The organism is Chitiniphilus eburneus (genome assembly GCF_005048205.1).
Lineage (GTDB): Bacteria > Pseudomonadota > Gammaproteobacteria > Burkholderiales > Chitinibacteraceae > Chitiniphilus > Chitiniphilus eburneus.
In genome coordinates this window covers 17,418-35,290 of the sequence record NZ_SUMF01000018.1, presented here as the reverse complement: position 1 = coordinate 35,290, position 17,873 = coordinate 17,418, and the positions used below count along the sequence as shown (strand labels likewise).

Below are 17,873 nucleotides of genomic sequence, written 5' to 3'. Positions count from 1 at the left end.
ATGAGCGGAACCCAAAACGCCCCACGCTCCATTGTCACCACCGAATCGGCGCCGGTGCGCTGGCTGCTGACCGGCATCGCGCTGCTGTTCGTCGCGCTGTTCCTGGTGATCCCGCTGGTGTCGGTATTCGCCGAGGCCTTCAAGCAAGGCTGGCGCCTGTACCTGGCCGCGCTGGTGGAGCCGGATGCCTGGTCGGCGATCAAGCTCACCCTGCTCACCGCCGTGATCGCCGTACCGCTGAACCTGGTGTTCGGCGTGGCGGCGGCCTGGGCCATCGCCAAGTTCGATTTCAAGGGCAAGAGTTTTCTGATCACCCTGATCGACCTGCCGTTCTCGGTGTCGCCGGTGGTGGCCGGCCTGATCTACGTGCTGTTGTTCGGTGCTCAGGGCTGGTGGGGGCCGTGGCTGGCGGAGCACGACATCAAGATCATCTTCGCCGTGCCCGGCATCGTGCTCGCCACGGTGTTCGTCACCTTTCCTTTCGTCGCGCGCGAACTGATCCCGTTGATGGAAGCACAGGGCAGCGAGGAAGAGCAGGCCGCACTGGTGCTCGGCGCCTCCGGCTGGCAGACGTTCTGGCGCGTGACGCTGCCCAATATCAAGTGGGGCCTGCTGTATGGCGTGATCCTGGCCAATGCCCGTGCCATGGGCGAATTCGGCGCGGTGTCGGTGGTGTCCGGGCATATCCGGGGCATGACCAACACCATCCCGCTGCACGTGGAGATTCTCTACAACGAGTACAACTTCGTCGCCGCCTTTGCCTGCGCGTCGATTCTGGCGCTGCTGGCGCTGGTGACGCTGGCGGCCAAGAGCTACGTCGAATGGGCCGCCGCTCGCCAGGCTGCGGAAGATCGCCGGCACGCGGTCGAGTGAACGCGATCCACTGAATTCCTATTGAAGCGCCAGGGCGCGATGCGCCCTGCCGGAGAAAGCGATGAGTATCGAAGTCAAGAATATCAACAAGCGGTTCGGCGATTTCGTGGCGCTGGACAACATCAACCTGGACATCCAGACCGGCGAACTGCTGGCGCTGCTCGGCCCGTCCGGCTGCGGCAAGACCACGCTGCTGCGCATCGTCGCCGGGCTGGAGACCGCCGACCAGGGCAGCATCCTGTTCCATGGCGAGGACGCCACCGACACCCACGTGCGCGAACGCCAGGTGGGGTTCGTGTTCCAGCACTACGCGCTGTTCCGCCACATGACCGTGTTCGAGAATGTGGCGTTTGGCCTGCGCGTGCGCCCCAAGCACACCCGCCCCACCGAAGCCGCGATCAAGCAGAAGGTGCACGCGCTGCTGGAGCTGGTACAGCTGGACTGGCTGGCGGACCGCTATCCGGCGCAACTGTCGGGCGGCCAGCGCCAGCGCATCGCCCTGGCCCGCGCGCTGGCGGTGGAGCCACGCGTGCTGCTGCTGGATGAGCCGTTTGGCGCGCTCGACACCCAGGTGCGCAAGGAACTGCGCCGCTGGCTGCGCCGCCTGCATGACGAAATGCACATCACCAGCGTGTTTGTGACGCACGACCAGGAAGAAGCACTGGAAGTGGCCGATCGGGTGGTGGTGATGAACAAGGGCCGCATCGAGCAGACCGGCACGCCGGAGCAGGTGTACGACCAGCCTGCCACGCCGTTCGTGTACCAGTTCCTGGGCGACGTGAACCTGTTTCACAGCCGCGTTCACGAAGGTTGGGCTGAAGTGGGCGGCACCCGCTTTGCCGCACCCGAGGCCAGCGACAAGGCGGTGATCTACGTGCGCCCGCACGAGATCGACATCCAGCGCGTCGCCACCGATACGGCCCTGGCCGGTGTGATCACCCACGTGCGTCTGCTGGGCGCCACGGTGCGGCTGGAAGTGAACGTCGCCGCCGGTGACCCGGTGGAAGTGGAACTGACTCGCGAGCGCTATGTGGAAGGGCGATGGAGCGTCGGCGAGGCGGTGTGGCTGAGCCCGCGGGAGGCGAGGGTTTACGCGGGGTAATGTGAGAAAAAGGGGCCGGTTGAGGCCCCTTTTTTTGGTTGGGCCCATGCTGAGTGAGGGCGGGTTGTGAGTTATGGGGCGGGGCGGTCGTTGTGTGCGGGGTGGTGTTGAACCCCTCAGCGCCTGCGGTGCGGATGCTTGACGCTCTCTGCCGCCGGCCTGCCCGGCCGTTAAGGGCGTCAATCCATTTGCGCCACAGGCGCTAGGCGCTAGGCGGTAAGGCAGTTGCAGTTGCTACTGCACTTACCAGATGGCAAACACCACCCGATCCAGAATCAACGCCCCGAACACCCAGGCCAGATACTTGATCGAATAACGGAACAGATCGCGGGCGATGGCTTCGTCGCCGCTGCGGTACAGCTTCCAGCTCCGCCACACGAAGCCGGCGTTGAACCACGCGGCCACCGCCAGGTAGAGCCAGCCGCTCATGCCGATTACGAACGGCAACACGCACACGGCGGCCAGCATCACCGAATACAGCAGGATGGTGTGCCGCGTGAATGCTGCGCCGTGGGTCACCGGTAGCATTGGCAAGCCGGCCTTTTCGTAGTCCAGGTGGCGATACAGTGCCAGCGCCCAGAAATGCGGTGGGGTCCAGGTGTAGATCAACAGGAACATCACTGCCGCTTCGGGCGAGACGGTGCCGCTGACGGCGGCCCAGCCCAGCACCGGCGGCATGGCGCCGGCAGCGCCACCGATCACGATGTTCTGCGGGGTGGCGGGCTTGAGCCAGCGGGTGTAGACCACGGCATAGCCGAAGAATGTTGCCAGCGTCAGCGCACAGGCCAGCAGGTTGCCGAAGCTGGCCAGCAGCCACAGTCCGCTCAACGTCAGCAGCCCGGCGTAGAGCGCGGCGTCGGTGACGGTCACGCTACCACGAACCAGCGGCCGCCCCTGGGTGCGGCGCATCGCGGCGTCGCGGTTGCGTTCGACCAGGCAGTTCACCGCCGCCGCACCCATCGCGACCAGTGCTATGCCGAGCAGCGATGCCAGGACGTTGGGCAGGATATCCAGCGACGGGCCGGCCATGGCCGCGCCCACCGCCGCACAGAATACGATCAGCGACACGACCCTGGGTTTGCCCAGGGCCCACAGATCAGCGAGCCGTGGAGAGTACTGGGCGTACAGAGGCTTTAACATGAACGGTTTCTCCTTGTCGGCCACGGGCGAGCAGGCCGACCAGCAACAGTAAAAGCAGCGCGGCGCCGCCGTTGTGGGCCACGGCCAGGAGCAGCGGCAGGTGCAGCAATACGTTGGCGATCCCCAGGCCGATCTGGAGCGCCAGCGCGCCCAGCAGCCAGATGCCGGCGCGACGGCCCCGGCGCAGCAGCGCCAGTGCCAGCAGGCCAACCACGACGATCACGGCCACCGCCCACAGGCGATGGATCCAGTGGATGGCGGCGAGGTGATCGATGTCGAGCGCCACGCCGCCAATGGTCAGGCCCAGTTCGCGTAGGGGATGGAAACCCACCTGCCAGTCATCGGGCAGATGGTAGTTGCCGCGACAGGCCGGAAAGCCATCGCAGGCCAGCGCGGCGTAGTTGGTCGATACCCAGCCGCCCAGCGCGATTTGCAAGGCCACCACGCCCAGGGCGATCCAGGCGCCGACACGCAATGCGCCGCCCAGCGCCAGGCGGCCGGGGTGGGCGCGCACCGCCTGCGCGACGACCAGCGCCAGCATCGTCATGCCACCCAGCAGGTGCGAGGTGACCACGCCGGGCATCAGTTTCAGCGTCACCGTCCACATGCCCAGCAATGCCTGGAACACCACGACGCAAATCGGCGCGATCACCAGCAGTGCCGGCATGCGCAGCTCGGCGCGCCGACGCCATAACAGCGCCGTCTGCGCCAGCAGCAGCACCCCGAGCCCGCCCGCGACGTAGCGATGGATCATTTCCTTCCAGCCCTTGGCCGGATCGACATCGCCGCCATAGTGCTTCTCGGCATGCGCGATCTCGTGGTGGCTATCCGGCGCGGTCAGGCGGCCGTAGCAGCCGGGCCAGTCGGGACAGCCCAGGCCGGCGTCCTCCAGCCGCACATAGGCGCCCAGCATCACCAGCACCAGGGTCCAGCCCACCGTGAACCACAGCAGGCGGCGCAACATCCGTTGGCTCATCCCAGCCCCTTGTTGTTCTTCAGGAATTTGCCGATCTCGCTCATGACGCGGCGGCGGCCATCCACGTCGGCCAGTTGCTGCGGCGCGTAGCGCACCACCGCGTTGCCATGCGGGTCGATCAGGTACAACCCGGCGCCGGGCAATTGCAGGCGCGGCGTGTCCAGAGCCGCATCGGCTACACGCGGATTGGGGCAGGAGCGGCTGGCGCCGTAGCGCAGGCGGTCGGCTTCGCGGCCCTGTGCCACGGTGAACTGGCGCGCGGCAAAGGTGAGGTCGCCTTGCAGTGGGGTGCAGCCTGCGGGGTCGTGGGCCAGCAGGCGCCATTGCGGCGCGCTGGCCAGGGTGTCGGGTGTGAGCAGCATCTGACCGTAGCTGGCGCCACCGGCTGGCCGCCACCAGTGGTAGACCGCCTGGGCGGCCAGGATGGGGACGAGCGCGATGCCGAACATCAGCAGCAGGGTATTGCGCCCTTTGCGGCGCTGGGGCTCAGGCGAGGTCATCGCGTGCTCCGGTTGGGCGGTTGGAACGGTAAAAGCGCAGGCACAGCAGGATGCCGATCAGGCTCATGCCCCACCAGGTGGCGGCATAGGCGAGATGGCGCTCTGGTGGCAACCCGGGCGGGCCGGATTCGCGCACGAACGGCGGTTGTTCACCCAGCGCGCGAGCATAGGCGACCGGTTCGGCGCCGCCGCGCCACGCGGCATAACGCGTCGGGTCGATGTTCTGGAACAGATTGCCGACCGGAGGTGTTCTGGCCAGTTCGAAAAAGCGCGGCCAGCGTGCCAGTTCGACATCGTTGCCGGCGGGGGGCGGCACGGTGGCATCGGCGGGCAACCAGCCACGGTTCACCAGCACCAGTTCGCCGTCGTCCAGGCGGAACGGTGTGACGATTTCAACGCCGACCCGGCCGTTGGCGATGCGCTGGTCCAGCCGCAGTTCGTTGGCGGGTTGCCACTGGCCGTGGAGGCGCACGCGGCGGAAGTCGCCGGGAACGATGCCGCCGCGCCACGGCAGGGCCGGTTGCGCCAGGGCGCGGGCATAGGCGTCGGCCAGCGCGCGTTTGCCCATGGCGCGGGAGAACTGCCACGCGCCCAGGGCCACGGTCAGCAGCACCAGCGTTGCCAGCCCCAGCAGGGCCAGACGTTGCCGGCGATAACCGTGGGTTATGCTACGGTTTGTTGAACTAGGAGCCGACATGAAAGTTGTTGCCATCATCCTGCTGATCGTGATCATCGCCGTGCTGGGCCGCGCCATGCTGCAACTGGTGAAAGGGCCTTCCGGCTCGCCACGGTTGGTGCGTTCGCTGACCTTGCGGGTGGCGCTGTCGATCCTGCTGTTCCTATTGTTGCTGCTGTCGGTAAAGATGGGCTGGCTGACACCTCACGGCGTGTGATGCCACCCGCCCAGCCCTTTTGGCTGCATTGTCCTGGCTGGTCGTGCTCGTGTGTACTGTCTGCGCCCGGAAGCCTTGCCAAAAGGGCTGGGCGGGCGGCTTGAGACATCGTGGACCACCCAGTCCGATCCGGCGCGGGGGTTGCCCCCCACCCCTCACGTTTTCAAACGCAGTACACGAACACGAACAGGATCAGCCACACCACGTCCACGAAATGCCAGTACCACGCCGCGGCCTCGAAGCCGAAGTGATGGTGCTGGTCGAAGTGGCCGCGCAGCACGCGCACCAGCATGGTGGTCAGCATGATCGCGCCCACCAGCACGTGCATGCCGTGAAAGCCGGTCAGCATGTAGAAGGTGGCCCCATAGGCGCCCGAAGACAGCTTCAGGCCCATCTCGCCCCAGGCGTGGTGGTACTCGTAGGCCTGAAAGAACAGGAAGATCACGCCCAGCAACACGGTCAGCGCCAGGCCCAGCTTCAACTGGCCGCGCTTGTTCTCGATCAGTCCCCAGTGTGCCCAGGTCAGTGTCGCACCGGAGGTCAGCAGCAGCGCGGTGTTGATCGCCGGAATGCCCCAGGCGCCCATTGCCTTGTAGGCCTCGACCTTGGGGCCGGAGGCCAGCGGCCACGCTTCGTTGAACATCGGCCACAGCAGGCTGTGCGTCTCGGCCAGGTGGCCGATGCCGAAGCCCAGCTCGGGCACCGAGATCACCCGCATGTAGAACAGCGCGCCGAAGAAGGCACTGAAGAACATCACCTCGGAGAAGATGAACCAGCTCATGCCCCAGCGGAACGAGTAATCCACCTGCTTGCCATAATCGCCGTGCACCGATTCGCGGATCACGTCGCCGAACCAGCCGAACAGCATCCACAGCAGGATGGCGAAGCCCAGCGCCAGGATGTAGGGGCCGGCGGCCACGCTGTTCATCCAGAACGCGGCCCCCAGCGCCAGACAGAACAGCGAGATCGAGCCCACCAGCGGCCATTTGCTGGGCGCGGGGACAAAGTAATGCGCGTCGTGGACGCCGTTTTCGACATTCATGCTCGTGCTCCAGTGTCAAATCTTGAGACACAGCGAAGAGGGAAGGCACAGAGAACATAGAGAACCCCAAACATTCCACGAGTTCTGCTTCGGTTTTCTCTGTGTTCTCCGTGTTCGCTGTGTTCCAGGGTTTGTTTTGTTATGTATTCAGCTCAGCCCTGGCTGCTTACCAGCAGCCGCACCAGTGTGAAGATCCCCAGTGCGATCAACAGCGCCAGCACCAGACCGGTCACGATCACCTGCCCGGGTTTCAGGTTGGCCCGTTCGGTTTCCTTGCTGCTGCGGATGCCGACAAAGCCCGACAACACCGCCTTGACCGTCGAGAACATGCTCATGTGGCCGGATGCTCCTGGTGGGCGTTTTCTTCCAGCGGGTACAGGGTGTACGACAACGTCACCGCGCCCAGCTCCTGCGGCATGTCCGATTCCACCAGCAGCACCACCGTGACCTCGCGCGTTTCACGCGGCGCCAGCGTCAGTGCGTTGAAGCAGAAACACTCCAGCTTTTGCAGGAAACGCCCGGCGCGTTCCGGCGCATAGCTGGGCACCGCTCGAATGCCCAGCGGCGCGTCGCTCAGGTTCTCCAGGCGGAACTTCGCCTTGATCAACCCGCCTGCGCGCCCGGCCACCACCGGCTCCAGCGCGGTCAGCCGCGCTGGGAGCCCGGCCGACACATTGCTGTCGAACTCCACCCGCATCGCTGCGGCATGGGTATCGGCCAGCTCCGGTCGCGCCCGATCGACGCCCAGCGCCTCGCAGAACACGTTGTAGAACGGCACCATGCCGTAGGCGAAACCCACCATCAGGGCAGCCACCACTGCCAGCTTGATCGCAAGCCGGCGATTGGCGCGCTGTTGGGTGAGGGCGAGCGTCGCGGCGGTCATTGGCTGAGCAGGTATTGCTTGACGATGATGCCGAGGAAGAACGCCAGCGCGATGCTGCCGATCACCAGCGCGGTCCGCAGGTTGCTGCGACGAGGTTGCTGTTCGGTCATTGCCGTATTACTCCAGCGCCTGCGCAACCAGGCCCTTCTTCACCAGCGCCTCGTCCGGCGGGGTCTCCCAGGTATGGTGCGGTGCCGGCGACGGCACTTCCCATTCCAGTGTCGGCGAATCCCACGGGTTGGCGGGCGCCTTGCCCACACCGCCACGGATGGTGTGGATCACGTTGTAGAGGAAGAACAACTGGCCCAGACCGAAGCAGAACGCGCCCACGGTGGCGATGGCGTTGAAGTCGGTGAACTGCAAGGGGTAATCCGGAATGCGACGCGGCATGCCGGCCAGGCCCAGGAAGTGCATCGGGAAGAAGGTGACGTTGAACCACACCATCGACCACCAGAAGTGGAACTTGCCGGCACGCTCGCTGTACATGTTGCCGGTCCACTTGGGCAGCCAGTAGTACACGGCGCCGAACAGGCTGAACAGTGCGCCCGCCACCAGCACGTAATGGAAGTGCGCCACTACGTAGTAGGTGTCGTGCATCTGGGTATCCACCGGCGCAATCGACAGCACCAGCCCGGAGAAGCCGCCGACGGTGAACAGGCAGACAAAGCCCACCGCGAACAACATCGGCGTTTCGAAGCTCATCGAGCCCTGCCACATGGTGGCGATCCAGTTGAACACCTTCACGCCGGTCGGCACCGCGATCAGCATGGTCATGAACATGAAGAACAGCTGTGCGGTGGCGGGCATGCCCACCGAGAACATATGGTGTGCCCACACCATGAACGACAGGATGGCGATCGAGGCGGTGGCGTATACCATCGAGTGGTAGCCGAACAGCGGCTTGCGCGCAAAGGTGGGGATGATCTGGCTGACCACGCCGAACGCCGGCAGCGCCATGATGTACACCTCGGGGTGACCGAAGAACCAGAAGATGTGCTGGAACAACACCGGGTCGCCACCGCCCACTGCCTTGAAGAAGTGGGTGCCGAAGTGGCGGTCGGTCAGCAGCATCGTCACTGCGCCCGCCAGCACCGGTGCCACTGCCACCAGCAGGTAGTTGGTGATCAGCGCGGTCCAGGCGAACATCGGCATCTTCATCAGCGTCATGCCCGGCGCACGCATGTTGAGGATGGTGGTGATGATGTTGATCGAGCCCATGATCGACGAGATGCCGAGCAGGTGGATCGCAAAGATCGCCAGGTCCATCCCCATGCCGAACTGCAGCGACAGCGGCGGATACAGCGTCCAGCCGCCGGCCGCCGCGCCGCCAGGCACGAACAGCGAGATGATCAGCAGCGCCGCCGCCGGCGGTAGCAGCCAGAAGCTCCAGTTGTTCATCCGTGCGAACGCCATGTCGGGCGCACCCAGCATCAGCGGCAGCATCCAGTTCGCCAGCCCGGTGAAGGCCGGCATGATCGCGCCGAACACCATGATCACGCCATGCAGCGTGGTGAGCTGGTTGAAGAACTCCGGCTGCCAGAACTGCAGGCCGGGGGTGAACAGCTCGGCGCGGATACCCAGCGCCATCAGGCCGCCGGTGATGAACATGCTGAACGAAAACCACAGGTACAGCGTGCCGATGTCCTTGTGGTTGGTGGCATAGACCCAGCGGCGCCAGCCGGTCAGCGTGTGATGGCCGTGGTCGTGGTCATGCGCGTGGTCGTGGTGGTCGGCGCCGCCGTGCGCGCCGGGGCCGAGGTCGATGGTCGGATTGGCAGTCGTGCTCATGATCGTGGTCCTTACTTCCGTGCGGCCTTCACATCCTTCGGTTGCAACATGTCGGTCATCTTGTTGCCGAAGGAGTGACGTTCATAGGTGATCACCGCAGCGATCTCGGTATCGGACAGACCCTGCCAGGCGGGCATCGCGCCCTTGCCGTGCAGCACGATGCCGAGGTGGCCGGCGATGGGGCCATTGGCGATCTTGGAACCGGCCAGCGCCGGGAACGGGCCACCGCCCGCGCCATCCGCCTTGTGGCAGGCCGCGCAGTTGGCGTCGTACACGGTCTTGCCGCGCGCGATCAGTTCGTCCAGCTTCCACACCTTGTTGGGATCGTCGGCAGCGGCCTTGGCCTCTTTCTGCTTCTTGTCCACCCAGGTCTTGAAGTCGTTCTTCGCCACCACATTGATCACGATGGGCATGAAGCCGTGATCACGGCCGCACAGCTCCACGCATTGACCACGGAAAGTGCCGACGCGATCGGCCTTGAACCAGGTATCGCGGATAAAGCCGGGAATCGCATCCTGCTTCACACCGAATGCCGGCATGCCCCAGGAGTGGATCACGTCGTTGGAGGTAGTGAGGATGCGGACCTTGGTGCCCACCGGCACTACCAGCGGCTCGGTCACTTCCAATAGATAGTGCTCGCCCTTGGCCTGCCCCTGATCCTTGTAGTTCTCGATCTGTTCACGCGGCGTGGCCAGCTTGCTCTTGTAGCCGAAGCCATAATCCAGATAGTCGTAACCCCAGAACCACTGGTAGCCGGTGGCCTTGATGGTCACCTCGGCGTCGCGCGTATCTTTCTGCGCCAGTACCACCTTGGCGGCCGGCCAGGCCATCACCACCAGGATCAGCGCGGGGATCAGCGTCCACAGGACTTCCACAGTGGTGTTTTCGTGAAAATGGCGCGCCGAATGGCCGGACGATTTTCGGTGTTTGAAGATCGAATAGAACATCACCCCGAACACCGCGACGAAGATCACCGCGATGACGCCCATGATCCAGGCGTGCAGGTTGTTGATGTCGTGCGCGATCAGGGTTTGGGGAGTCTGGAAGTTATACCTTCCATTGATGTTTGCGAAACTACAGGCAGGCAATAACGCTGCGAGTGCGCACACGCGCGAAAACCGCATTCTGAACCTCCACTGGTCTAGGTATGCCGTGTGCCATTGCAGCGCACGGCTGTTCTTATGTTTTTTTTATGCACACCATCTTTAGGAAAAATTGGGCTTCAAGCAAGAACAATGGGATAAATGTACGTCCGTCTGTCGGTTTTTTGCACATTTTTGGAGCATGTTTGACTAAACCGAACACTACAAGTGGGCTGTTATGCCTACGCATAAGGGGAGAACAAGCATGGATTTGCACATGGATAAACTGGATCACCATTTCACCTTGCCGCAGACGCGCAAAGTTGCATTCACGCGACCGTTCGCATGGTTGCGCATGGGGTGGCACGACCTGAAGGCCCATCCCGGACCAAGTCTGGCGTGGGGACTGGTGGTGGCAATCGCGGGCTGGATCTCGTTGATCCTGGCCTACAACTACCCGCTGTTCTTTACCACCTGTATCACCGGCTTCCTGCTGCTGTCGCCCATCGTGGCGGCGGGCATCTATGAACTGACCAGCCAGCGCGAACAAGGCAAACCCGCATCGTTCACGCAGTCGGTGCGCGACTACGTCAAGAACCTCAGCCAGATCGCCTTCTTCGGCGTGATCCTCGGCATGGTGGCCATCGGCTGGGAACGCGTATCGGCCATCATGTTTGCGCTGTTCTACGGCGGCGAGGTCGGCACATTGCACGACTTCCTGCGCTCGTTGACCGGCGAATACATCGGCTTCTCGATCACCTGGGTGCTGACCGGCGCGGTAGTGGCGCTGGTGGTCTTCGCGGTGACCGCCGTCTCGATCCCAATGCTGGCCGACCGCGAAGTGGATGCCGTTACCGCCATGATGACCAGCCTGCGTGCCGTGGCGGAAAACATCGCGCCGATGCTGCTGTGGGCCGCACTGATCGTTGCCCTCACCGCTGTTGGTTTCGCCACCGGCTTGCTGGGCTTGATCGTGATCTTCCCCGTGTTGGGCCATGCCACCTGGATCGCCTACAAGGAACTGGTGGCCTGAACCCAGGCGGATACACGTAAGCAACCCGGCCGCGCGATGCTTCGCCCGGCCGGGTTGGCGCCATCGCTGTCAGGTAAATCGAGATAAGTCTTGACCGCACCAGGAAAGGGCGTTAATATCCTTCTTCTCTGTCGCGGGATGGAGCAGTTGGCAGCTCGTCGGGCTCATAACCCGAAGGTCACAGGTTCGAGTCCTGTTCCCGCAACCAAATACCAAGCCCCCGATCCGGCGAAAGCCGATCGGGGGTTTTGCTTTGGGCCGCCGTTGGCGGCCTTTTTGCATTTCTTCTTCTGATTGCTTCGGCTTATCCCTCTGATTGCTTTCTTTTTATTGACTTCAAACTATTTGATTTGTGTCATAAAAAATACAAGACAGGTTATCAAGTCGCCGTGCATCTGCTTTGATAGAGACGTTGCCGCGGTGCTGCGTCTGGCAGCACACCACCCTCTACTTCTGAGCTTCCATGCCTGCTCATCAACAACCTTACTTTGCCTATTGGGGCAAGGCACGGCCTGAATCCGAGGCTGATGAGCGCTTCCATCTGCTGGTCTATCACGCGCTGGATGTCGCTGCATGTGGCAAACGACTGCTGCAATGCCCTCGTTTTGCGTTGACTGGTCTGGCCCGGGAACTGGGGTGGTCGTTGGAGATGGTCCATCGTCTGGCTGTCTTCTTCCTCATGCTGCACGACCTGGGCAAATTTGCCCGGGCCTTTCAGGGGCTGGCGCCGGATCTGGCACCCGGCATTCTGGTTGAACGGGTGCTATCCAAGCGTTATTGCAAGCGCCATGACACGCTGGGCTGGCTGGTATGGCGTGATGTGCTGGCCCAGCGCTTGACGGATGTGTTCGCGCCGGGTGATCGAGGGCGTTTCTGGCTGGATTGGGTTCGCGCCTGTGTGGGGCACCACGGTATGCCGCCAGAGGAGGTCGGGGCTGGTGGGGCGCTGAGCTTGAGCGCACACGACTACTTCACCGCCGAAGATATTGCTGCTGCGGAGTTGTTCGCCCGTGAAGCGGCTTCTCTGGTGTTCGATGGCGGTGCTTTACCATTGCCGACCAAGGGGCAGTCAGCACTACTGGCACGGCATAGTTGGCGTTTGGCCGGGTTGGCGGTGCTGGCCGACTGGTTGGGCTCCAACCAGAGCCATTTTCCTTACCGCTCAGAGCGGCAATCACTGGTCGATTATTGGCACGAAGTGGCACAGCCATTCGCTGAACGAGCAGTCGCCGTTGCTGGTTTGGCTGAGCAGCCAGTTGCTCCCTGGCGTGATCCGACCACGTTATTCGACTATCTGTTGCAGCCAACGCCCCTCCAACAGTATGCCGCCACGGTTCCCTTGGTCGAAGGTCCGCAACTGTTTTTGCTGGAAGACGTGACGGGTGCCGGCAAGACCGAAGCCGCCTTGATTCTGGCGCAACGCCTGATGGCCGCAGGCCGTGCCGATGGCCTCTATTTCGCCTTACCCAGCATGGCCACCGCCAACCAGATGTATCGCCGCGTGGGTGCTGCCTATCGCAGGCTTTACCAGCCGGATGCGCATCCTTCGCTGGTACTGGCCCACGGTGCTCGCGAACTGGTGACAGAATTTCGCCAAAGCATCTTGCGGTCGGATGAGTCACCGCAGGCCTCGGACTATGCCGCGAACGACCAGAGCGCCACCAGCGAGTGCAATGCCTGGCTGGCCGACCACCGCAAGAAGGCGTTGCTGGCTGATGTCGGCGTGGGAACAATCGACCAGGCCCTGCTTGGGATTCTGCCAGTGCGTCATCAATCGCTGCGTCTGCTGGGAATGAGCGGCAAGTGTTTGATTTTTGATGAAATTCATGGATTTGACCCGTACGTATCCACGTTGCTGGCCCGGCTGCTGACCGCTCACGCGCGCCAGGGCGGCAGCGCCGTGCTGTTATCGGCCACCTTGCCCGCAACGCTGCGGGAGAGCCTGGTGCAAGCCTATCGCCAAGGGCTGGGGCTGCCGAGCGAGCCGGTACCGCCCGATGGCCGTTACCCGCTGATTACCCATGTCGATGTGGGCACCAGCTCTACGCCTTGCGCCACGCGCCCACAGGTAAAGCGCCGGGTGGAAGTCGTGCCACTTCATGATGAGGCATCGGTATTGGCGCTGATCGTGGAACAGGCGAAGGCGGGTCGTTGTGTGTGCTGGATCCGTAATACCGTCGACGACGTGCGTCGTGCCTACCAGTTGTTGAGTGAACATGTCCCTGCCAACCAACTGAGGCAGTTCCATAGTCGCTATGCAATGGGCGACCGGCTGGAAATCGAAAGCACTGTGATCGACACCTTTGGCAAGGATTCCATGGCGGAATCGCGGCAAGGCCAGGTATTGCTCGCATCCCAAGTGATTCAAGAATCGCTGGATGTCGACTTCGATGTGCTGATAACCGACCTGTGCCCCATTGATTTAATCATTCAGCGCGCAGGAAGGATGCAGAGACATGCGCGCGATCAGTGGGGAAATATCGCGCAGGACGGTATTGAGCGCCGGGCATCGCCGGTACTGTACCTGCTGTGCTCGGCCTCTTGCGACAACCCGGCGGCAGATTGGTATGCCGCGATGTTTCCCAAAGGCCAATACGTCTATCCCAATGTCGGCCAGCTCTGGCTGACACAACAGGCGTTGCTCGACGTTGGCTGCATCGTCAGTCCGGGGGCGCCCGACGAGCCGGGTGCGGTGCGCACCTTGGTCGAGGCCGTGTATGGCGCGGATACCAGGCCCATCCCGACCGCACTGCAAAAAGCGACTCAGCAGCAATTGGGCGAGGACCGCGCGGAATCCGGGTTGGCCAGGTTCAACAGTCTGGATCTGGATCGTGGTTATCGGCAGGACGGCAACTCGCTATGGCGCGATGAAGTGCATGTTGCGACCCGCCTGGGCGACGAAACCCAGGTGGTGTATCTGGCCAAGGCCACTGGCTCCGAACTGCAACCCTGGTCCAGCCACGACGACTTTCCCTGGCCGCATTCGACTGTCCGGGTCCGGGCATCCGATCTGACCGGCCTGACAGCCGAATGGCAGATGCGCTTCGCCGAAGAACTCGAGGCTTTGCGCCAGCGCTATCTCTTGTTGAAGGAGCCGGCCCTGATCGTGCCGCTGGTATGGGAAGGGGAAAGATGGATCGTCCGCTGCCTCGCCAAAAAGGGAGAGAGAGTCGTGTGCTATTCGGCTGAGGAAGGGTTGTGTTGGGAGGCTGCAGGTGGTCCGGCCATAGCCAGTTGAGGCGGGTACATCGAATACGGCTTCACCAATCGATTTCTGAAGGTGATGTGTCGAGGAGGGCGAAATTGCTTGATTCAACCAGAACGGATTTCCAGACGCAGCCGGGGGGGCAGAACATGAATCTGCTCACTGCATCATGGCTGAGGGCGATGAATACCGGTGGCGGGGAACGTTGTATCGCTCCGACTGACATTGGTGACTCGCTTACCATTGAGCTGTTGGCTTCCCGTCCCGACTTCCACGGCGCCCTGTACCAGTTCCTGATCGGCCTGCTGCAAACCACCTTTGCCCCCGACACCCTCGACGACTGGTTGGCGCTGTGGGACAACCCACCCGATGCCGCGATATTGCGCGCCGCTTTCCAGCCCTACGAGCATGCCTTCCACCTGGAAAACGACGGCCCCGCCTTCATGCAGGATCTGCAACTGCCGGCCGAGGCCAACCAGTTGCCAGTGCTCGATCTGCTGATCGACGCCGGGTCCGACAGCAATCGCTATTTCAACAAGCCCGCCGCCGAATACGGCCTGTGTGCCGGCTGTTGCGCCCAGGCGCTGTTCACGCTCCAGATCAATGCGCCACCCGGGGGTCGTGGCATCCGCACCTCGTTGCGGGGCGGCGGGCCGCTGACCACGCTGTTGCGCCCGGTGGAGCCTGCCACGCTGTGGCAGAAGCTGTGGCTCAACGTACTGCCGCGCGAGGCGCTTGGGCTCCAGCCCGTCACCGCATTGGGCGACGTGCTGCCCTGGCTCGCCCCCACCCGCGCCAGCGACGGGACCGGCCTGGATACCACCGTGACCGATGTCCATCCCTTACAGGCGTACTGGAGCATGCCTCGTCGTATCCGGCTGGATACGTCCACCGCGAGCGAAGGCGATTGCGCGGTATGTGGCGCGCGCGGCGTGCGGCTGATCCGCCATTACCGCACCCGCCACGGCGGCACCAACTACACCGGCCCGTGGCCGCATCCGCTCACACCGTTCAATCACGATCCCAAGCTGCAAAAGCCGCCGCTGTCGGTCAAGGGCCGGAAGGGCGGCATTGCCTACCGGGATTGGCTGGGCCTGGCATTGGGCAATGATCAAAACCAGCCGGCCGCCGCCCAGGTGGTGGCCCACTTCAATGCCCAGGTTCGCCTGACGTCCACGGTGCAACTGTGGTGTTTCGGTTACGACATGGACAACATGCGCGCCCGCTGCTGGTACGACGCGGTGCTGCCCAGGCCGGCCATCGCCGAGGGGCAGCAGGCCGCCTATGCCGCGGCAGTCAAGCGGGTGCTGGATGTGGCGCAGGCCGCTGCCGATTCATTGCGCGCACAGGTCAAGGCTGCGTGGTTCAAGCGCCCTGGCGACAAAGGGGATGAACCGGTGGTATCGCTGAGTTTCTGGCAGGGCTCGGAAACGGCCTTCTACGCATTACTCCAGCAACTGAGCCAAGTGGACGCCTGCGACGAGCAGGCGCTCGTATCCATCTACCGAAACTGGCTGTATCAGGTTCGCGATACCGCACTGGCACTGTTCGACCACTGGGTGCTGAACGGCGACATCGAGGAAATGGACATGGAACGTGTCGCGCGAGCGCGCGCCAAGCTGGAAAAAGAGCTGGCGATCAGCAAGGCCGCGAAGGTGTTGTGGGACATTATCAAAAGCTACCTATAAGGGAGGCCATGTGAAGCTGTACTACCTGAACGAGGACCAGCAGGACTGGATACGCCTGTGGTGGCAGGCATTGCAGCCGGCTGCGACCGATGCGCCGCCCCGGCCCGCAATGCTGGCATCGCTCAACCGGGGCGACCGGGCGGCGCTACGCCACGGTGCCACGGTGGACGAACTGCTGCTCACTTCCGCCACGCATCTGCTCGCCCGCCGCCTGTTGACGCTGGAGTCCGAGAAAACCTCGCCCCGTTTCGATCAGGATGCCTATCCCGCCCTGGCGATGATCGCAGGCGCCTTGTCGCAAGTGATCACCCACGTTCCCAGCGAACAAAGCCTGCCGTTGCAACTGGGTTTCCGCGCCAACCCCGACCGCCCGCCATTCAGCGAGCTGCGGTTCCGGCGGATGCAGAAGGCCCGTCACGACGACGACTTCTACCGGCAATTGGTCCGCATGGTGCGCCAGGCTGGTCGCCAAGCTGACATCCGGGTGGTGGCCGAGGATTTGCTCGGCTGGTACCTGGAGCGCAGCCGCACCGTGTCGCCGGCGCGGAGCCAGAAATTCCGCTGGGCGCGCGACTACTACAACGCCGTTTGACGCTTCGTTTCCAAGAATGAAAGGACTCCCCCGATGACCCGCTTCATCCAATTGCATACCTTGGTTTCCTATCCGCCGGCCAATCTCAACCGCGACGACATGGGCCAGCCCAAGACCGCCATCCTCGGCGGTGTCGAGCGCCTGCGCGTTTCATCGCAAAGCCTCAAGCGCGCCTGGCGCACCTCCGAGCTGTTCCAGCAGACCCTGTCGGGCACTATCGGCACCCGGACCAAACGGCTGGGGATCGAAGCATTCAAGGCCCTGGCCGCGGCCGGCATCGGCGACAAGAAAGCCCGGGAATGGTCGGAGAAGATCGCCGGCGTGTATGGCGCCGTCAAAAAGGAAAAGGACAAGGAACTGGAGATCGAGCAACTGGTGCATATCGCGCCGGAGGAACGGGATGCGCTCGACCGCCTGCTGGCCCTGCTGGCCGCCGAACAGCGCGAGCCCACCGACCAAGAGCTGGACGAACTGCTGGGCCGGCAGCACGCGGTGGACATTGCCATGTTCGGCCGCATGCTGGCGGCCAAGACCCAGCACAACGTCGAAGCGGCGGTGCAGGTGGCGCACGCTATCGGCGTACACGGGTCGGTGGTCGAGGACGACTACTTCACCGCCGTGGATGACCTGAACAAGGACGACAGCGGTGCAGGCCATGTAGGCGACGCTGGCTTTGCCGCGGCCGTGTTCTACCAGTACGTCTGCATCGATCGCGATCTGCTGAAGCGTAACCTGGGCGACGACGAACACCTGACGCAAGAAGCCTTGCGGTCCTTGATCGAAGCCGTGCTCAAGGTTGGCCCCAGTGGCAAGCAGAACAGCTTCGCCAGCCGCGCCTATGCGCATTTTGCGCTGGTGGAAAAAGGAGTGCAGCAACCGCGTTCGTTGTCGCTGGCCTTTGTGAAGCCCGTCGCCAGCGGTGATTACCTGGGCGAGGCCATCGCCGCCTTGCAGCGGGTCCAGCGCAACATGGATCAGGTCTATGGCCCGTGCGCCGACGCGCGCCAACAGATCGACGTGCTTGCCGGGGAAGGCTCGGTCGATGACCTGCTCGCATTCGCTGTCGAGTCCTGAGC

18 protein-coding genes and 1 tRNA gene are annotated in these 17,873 nt (G+C 63.3%); 9 read left to right on the top strand and 10 right to left on the bottom strand.

Annotated features, from left to right (window positions below; all coding sequences use genetic code 11):
• Positions 1–873 carry a sulfate ABC transporter permease subunit CysW gene (cysW, locus tag FAZ21_RS14125; RefSeq protein ID WP_136774089.1) on the top strand — a complete coding sequence of 291 codons (873 nt, stop codon included), beginning with the start codon at positions 1–3 and terminating at the stop codon, positions 871–873.
• 61 nt (positions 874–934) lie between these two features.
• Positions 935–1,975, top strand: a complete 1,041-nt coding sequence (locus tag FAZ21_RS14120; RefSeq protein ID WP_136774088.1) for a sulfate/molybdate ABC transporter ATP-binding protein — start codon at positions 935–937, stop codon at positions 1,973–1,975.
• Between the two features lie 243 nt (positions 1,976–2,218).
• Here the strand turns inward: FAZ21_RS14120 and cyoE are convergent, their stop codons facing one another.
• The 4 genes from cyoE to FAZ21_RS14100 are packed head-to-tail and all read right to left on the bottom strand — an operon-like array spanning position 2,219 to position 5,288.
• Entirely contained in the window at positions 2,219–3,115 is an 897-nt protein-coding gene (gene cyoE / locus FAZ21_RS14115) for a heme o synthase (protein ID WP_136774087.1), read from the bottom strand.
• Positions 3,072–4,091 (bottom strand): COX15/CtaA family protein, encoded by a 1,020-nt coding sequence (locus tag FAZ21_RS14110; RefSeq protein ID WP_136774086.1) that lies wholly within the window; start codon positions 4,089–4,091, stop codon positions 3,072–3,074. Before FAZ21_RS14110 ends, cyoE begins: the two co-directional genes overlap by 44 nt.
• Positions 4,088–4,591 carry a redox-active disulfide-containing membrane protein gene (locus FAZ21_RS14105; RefSeq protein ID WP_136774085.1) on the bottom strand — a complete coding sequence of 168 codons (504 nt, stop codon included), beginning with the start codon at positions 4,589–4,591 and terminating at the stop codon, positions 4,088–4,090. Before FAZ21_RS14105 ends, FAZ21_RS14110 begins: the two co-directional genes overlap by 4 nt.
• The gene (locus tag FAZ21_RS14100; RefSeq protein ID WP_169307405.1) at positions 4,578–5,288 is read right to left on the bottom strand and encodes an SURF1 family protein; all 711 of its coding nucleotides are present in this window, start codon (positions 5,286–5,288) and stop codon (positions 4,578–4,580) included. Before FAZ21_RS14100 ends, FAZ21_RS14105 begins: the two co-directional genes overlap by 14 nt.
• Between FAZ21_RS14100 and FAZ21_RS14095 the strand changes: the two genes are divergently transcribed.
• Positions 5,287–5,484 (top strand): twin transmembrane helix small protein, encoded by a 198-nt coding sequence (locus tag FAZ21_RS14095; RefSeq protein WP_136774083.1) that lies wholly within the window; start codon positions 5,287–5,289, stop codon positions 5,482–5,484. The two genes, FAZ21_RS14100 and FAZ21_RS14095, sit on opposite strands and share 2 nt — an antisense overlap.
• A 163-nt stretch (positions 5,485–5,647) precedes the next feature.
• On the opposite strand, the gene FAZ21_RS14090 is transcribed toward FAZ21_RS14095, so the two are convergent.
• The 6 genes from FAZ21_RS14090 to coxB all read right to left on the bottom strand — a co-directional run bounded on the left by FAZ21_RS14090 (position 5,648) and on the right by coxB (position 10,321).
• Positions 5,648–6,526 (bottom strand): cytochrome c oxidase subunit 3, encoded by an 879-nt coding sequence (locus FAZ21_RS14090; RefSeq protein ID WP_136774082.1) that lies wholly within the window; start codon positions 6,524–6,526, stop codon positions 5,648–5,650.
• Positions 6,527–6,678: 152 nt separating this feature from the next.
• The gene (locus FAZ21_RS14085; RefSeq protein WP_136774081.1) at positions 6,679–6,861 is read right to left on the bottom strand and encodes a DUF2970 domain-containing protein; all 183 of its coding nucleotides are present in this window, start codon (positions 6,859–6,861) and stop codon (positions 6,679–6,681) included.
• A complete protein-coding gene (locus FAZ21_RS14080) occupies positions 6,858–7,409 on the bottom strand; it encodes a cytochrome c oxidase assembly protein (protein ID WP_136774080.1) in 552 nt (183 codons plus the stop codon). Before FAZ21_RS14080 ends, FAZ21_RS14085 begins: the two co-directional genes overlap by 4 nt.
• Complete coding sequence (locus FAZ21_RS20605; protein WP_211243468.1) at positions 7,406–7,519, bottom strand: cytochrome oxidase small assembly protein; 114 nt, start codon at positions 7,517–7,519, stop codon at positions 7,406–7,408. Before FAZ21_RS20605 ends, FAZ21_RS14080 begins: the two co-directional genes overlap by 4 nt.
• Before the next feature lie 7 nt (positions 7,520–7,526).
• Positions 7,527–9,197 carry a cytochrome c oxidase subunit I gene (gene ctaD, locus FAZ21_RS14075; protein ID WP_136774079.1) on the bottom strand — a complete coding sequence of 557 codons (1,671 nt, stop codon included), beginning with the start codon at positions 9,195–9,197 and terminating at the stop codon, positions 7,527–7,529.
• Between the two features lie 11 nt (positions 9,198–9,208).
• Entirely contained in the window at positions 9,209–10,321 is a 1,113-nt protein-coding gene (coxB, locus tag FAZ21_RS14070) for a cytochrome c oxidase subunit II (RefSeq protein WP_246038658.1), read from the bottom strand.
• 235 nt (positions 10,322–10,556) lie between these two features.
• Between coxB and FAZ21_RS14065 the strand changes: the two genes are divergently transcribed.
• The 6 genes from FAZ21_RS14065 (at position 10,557) to cas7e (ending at position 17,871) form a co-directional block, all read left to right on the top strand.
• The gene (locus FAZ21_RS14065) at positions 10,557–11,312 is read left to right on the top strand and encodes a DUF2189 domain-containing protein (RefSeq protein WP_246038657.1); all 756 of its coding nucleotides are present in this window, start codon (positions 10,557–10,559) and stop codon (positions 11,310–11,312) included.
• A gap of 132 nt (positions 11,313–11,444) precedes the next feature.
• A tRNA-Met gene (locus tag FAZ21_RS14060) sits at positions 11,445–11,520 on the top strand.
• A gap of 255 nt (positions 11,521–11,775) precedes the next feature.
• Entirely contained in the window at positions 11,776–14,550 is a 2,775-nt protein-coding gene (cas3, locus tag FAZ21_RS14055; RefSeq protein ID WP_136774077.1) for a CRISPR-associated helicase Cas3', read from the top strand.
• Positions 14,551–14,666: 116 nt separating this feature from the next.
• Positions 14,667–16,205, top strand: a complete 1,539-nt coding sequence (gene casA / locus FAZ21_RS14050) for a type I-E CRISPR-associated protein Cse1/CasA (protein WP_136774076.1) — start codon at positions 14,667–14,669, stop codon at positions 16,203–16,205.
• Positions 16,206–16,215: 10 nt separating this feature from the next.
• Positions 16,216–16,797, top strand: a complete 582-nt coding sequence (gene casB, locus FAZ21_RS14045; protein WP_136774075.1) for a type I-E CRISPR-associated protein Cse2/CasB — start codon at positions 16,216–16,218, stop codon at positions 16,795–16,797.
• 33 nt (positions 16,798–16,830) lie between these two features.
• Positions 16,831–17,871: a type I-E CRISPR-associated protein Cas7/Cse4/CasC gene (gene cas7e, locus FAZ21_RS14040; RefSeq protein ID WP_136774074.1), complete on the top strand. Its 1,041-nt coding sequence runs from the start codon at positions 16,831–16,833 to the stop codon at positions 17,869–17,871.
• Positions 17,872–17,873 lie beyond the last annotated feature (2 nt).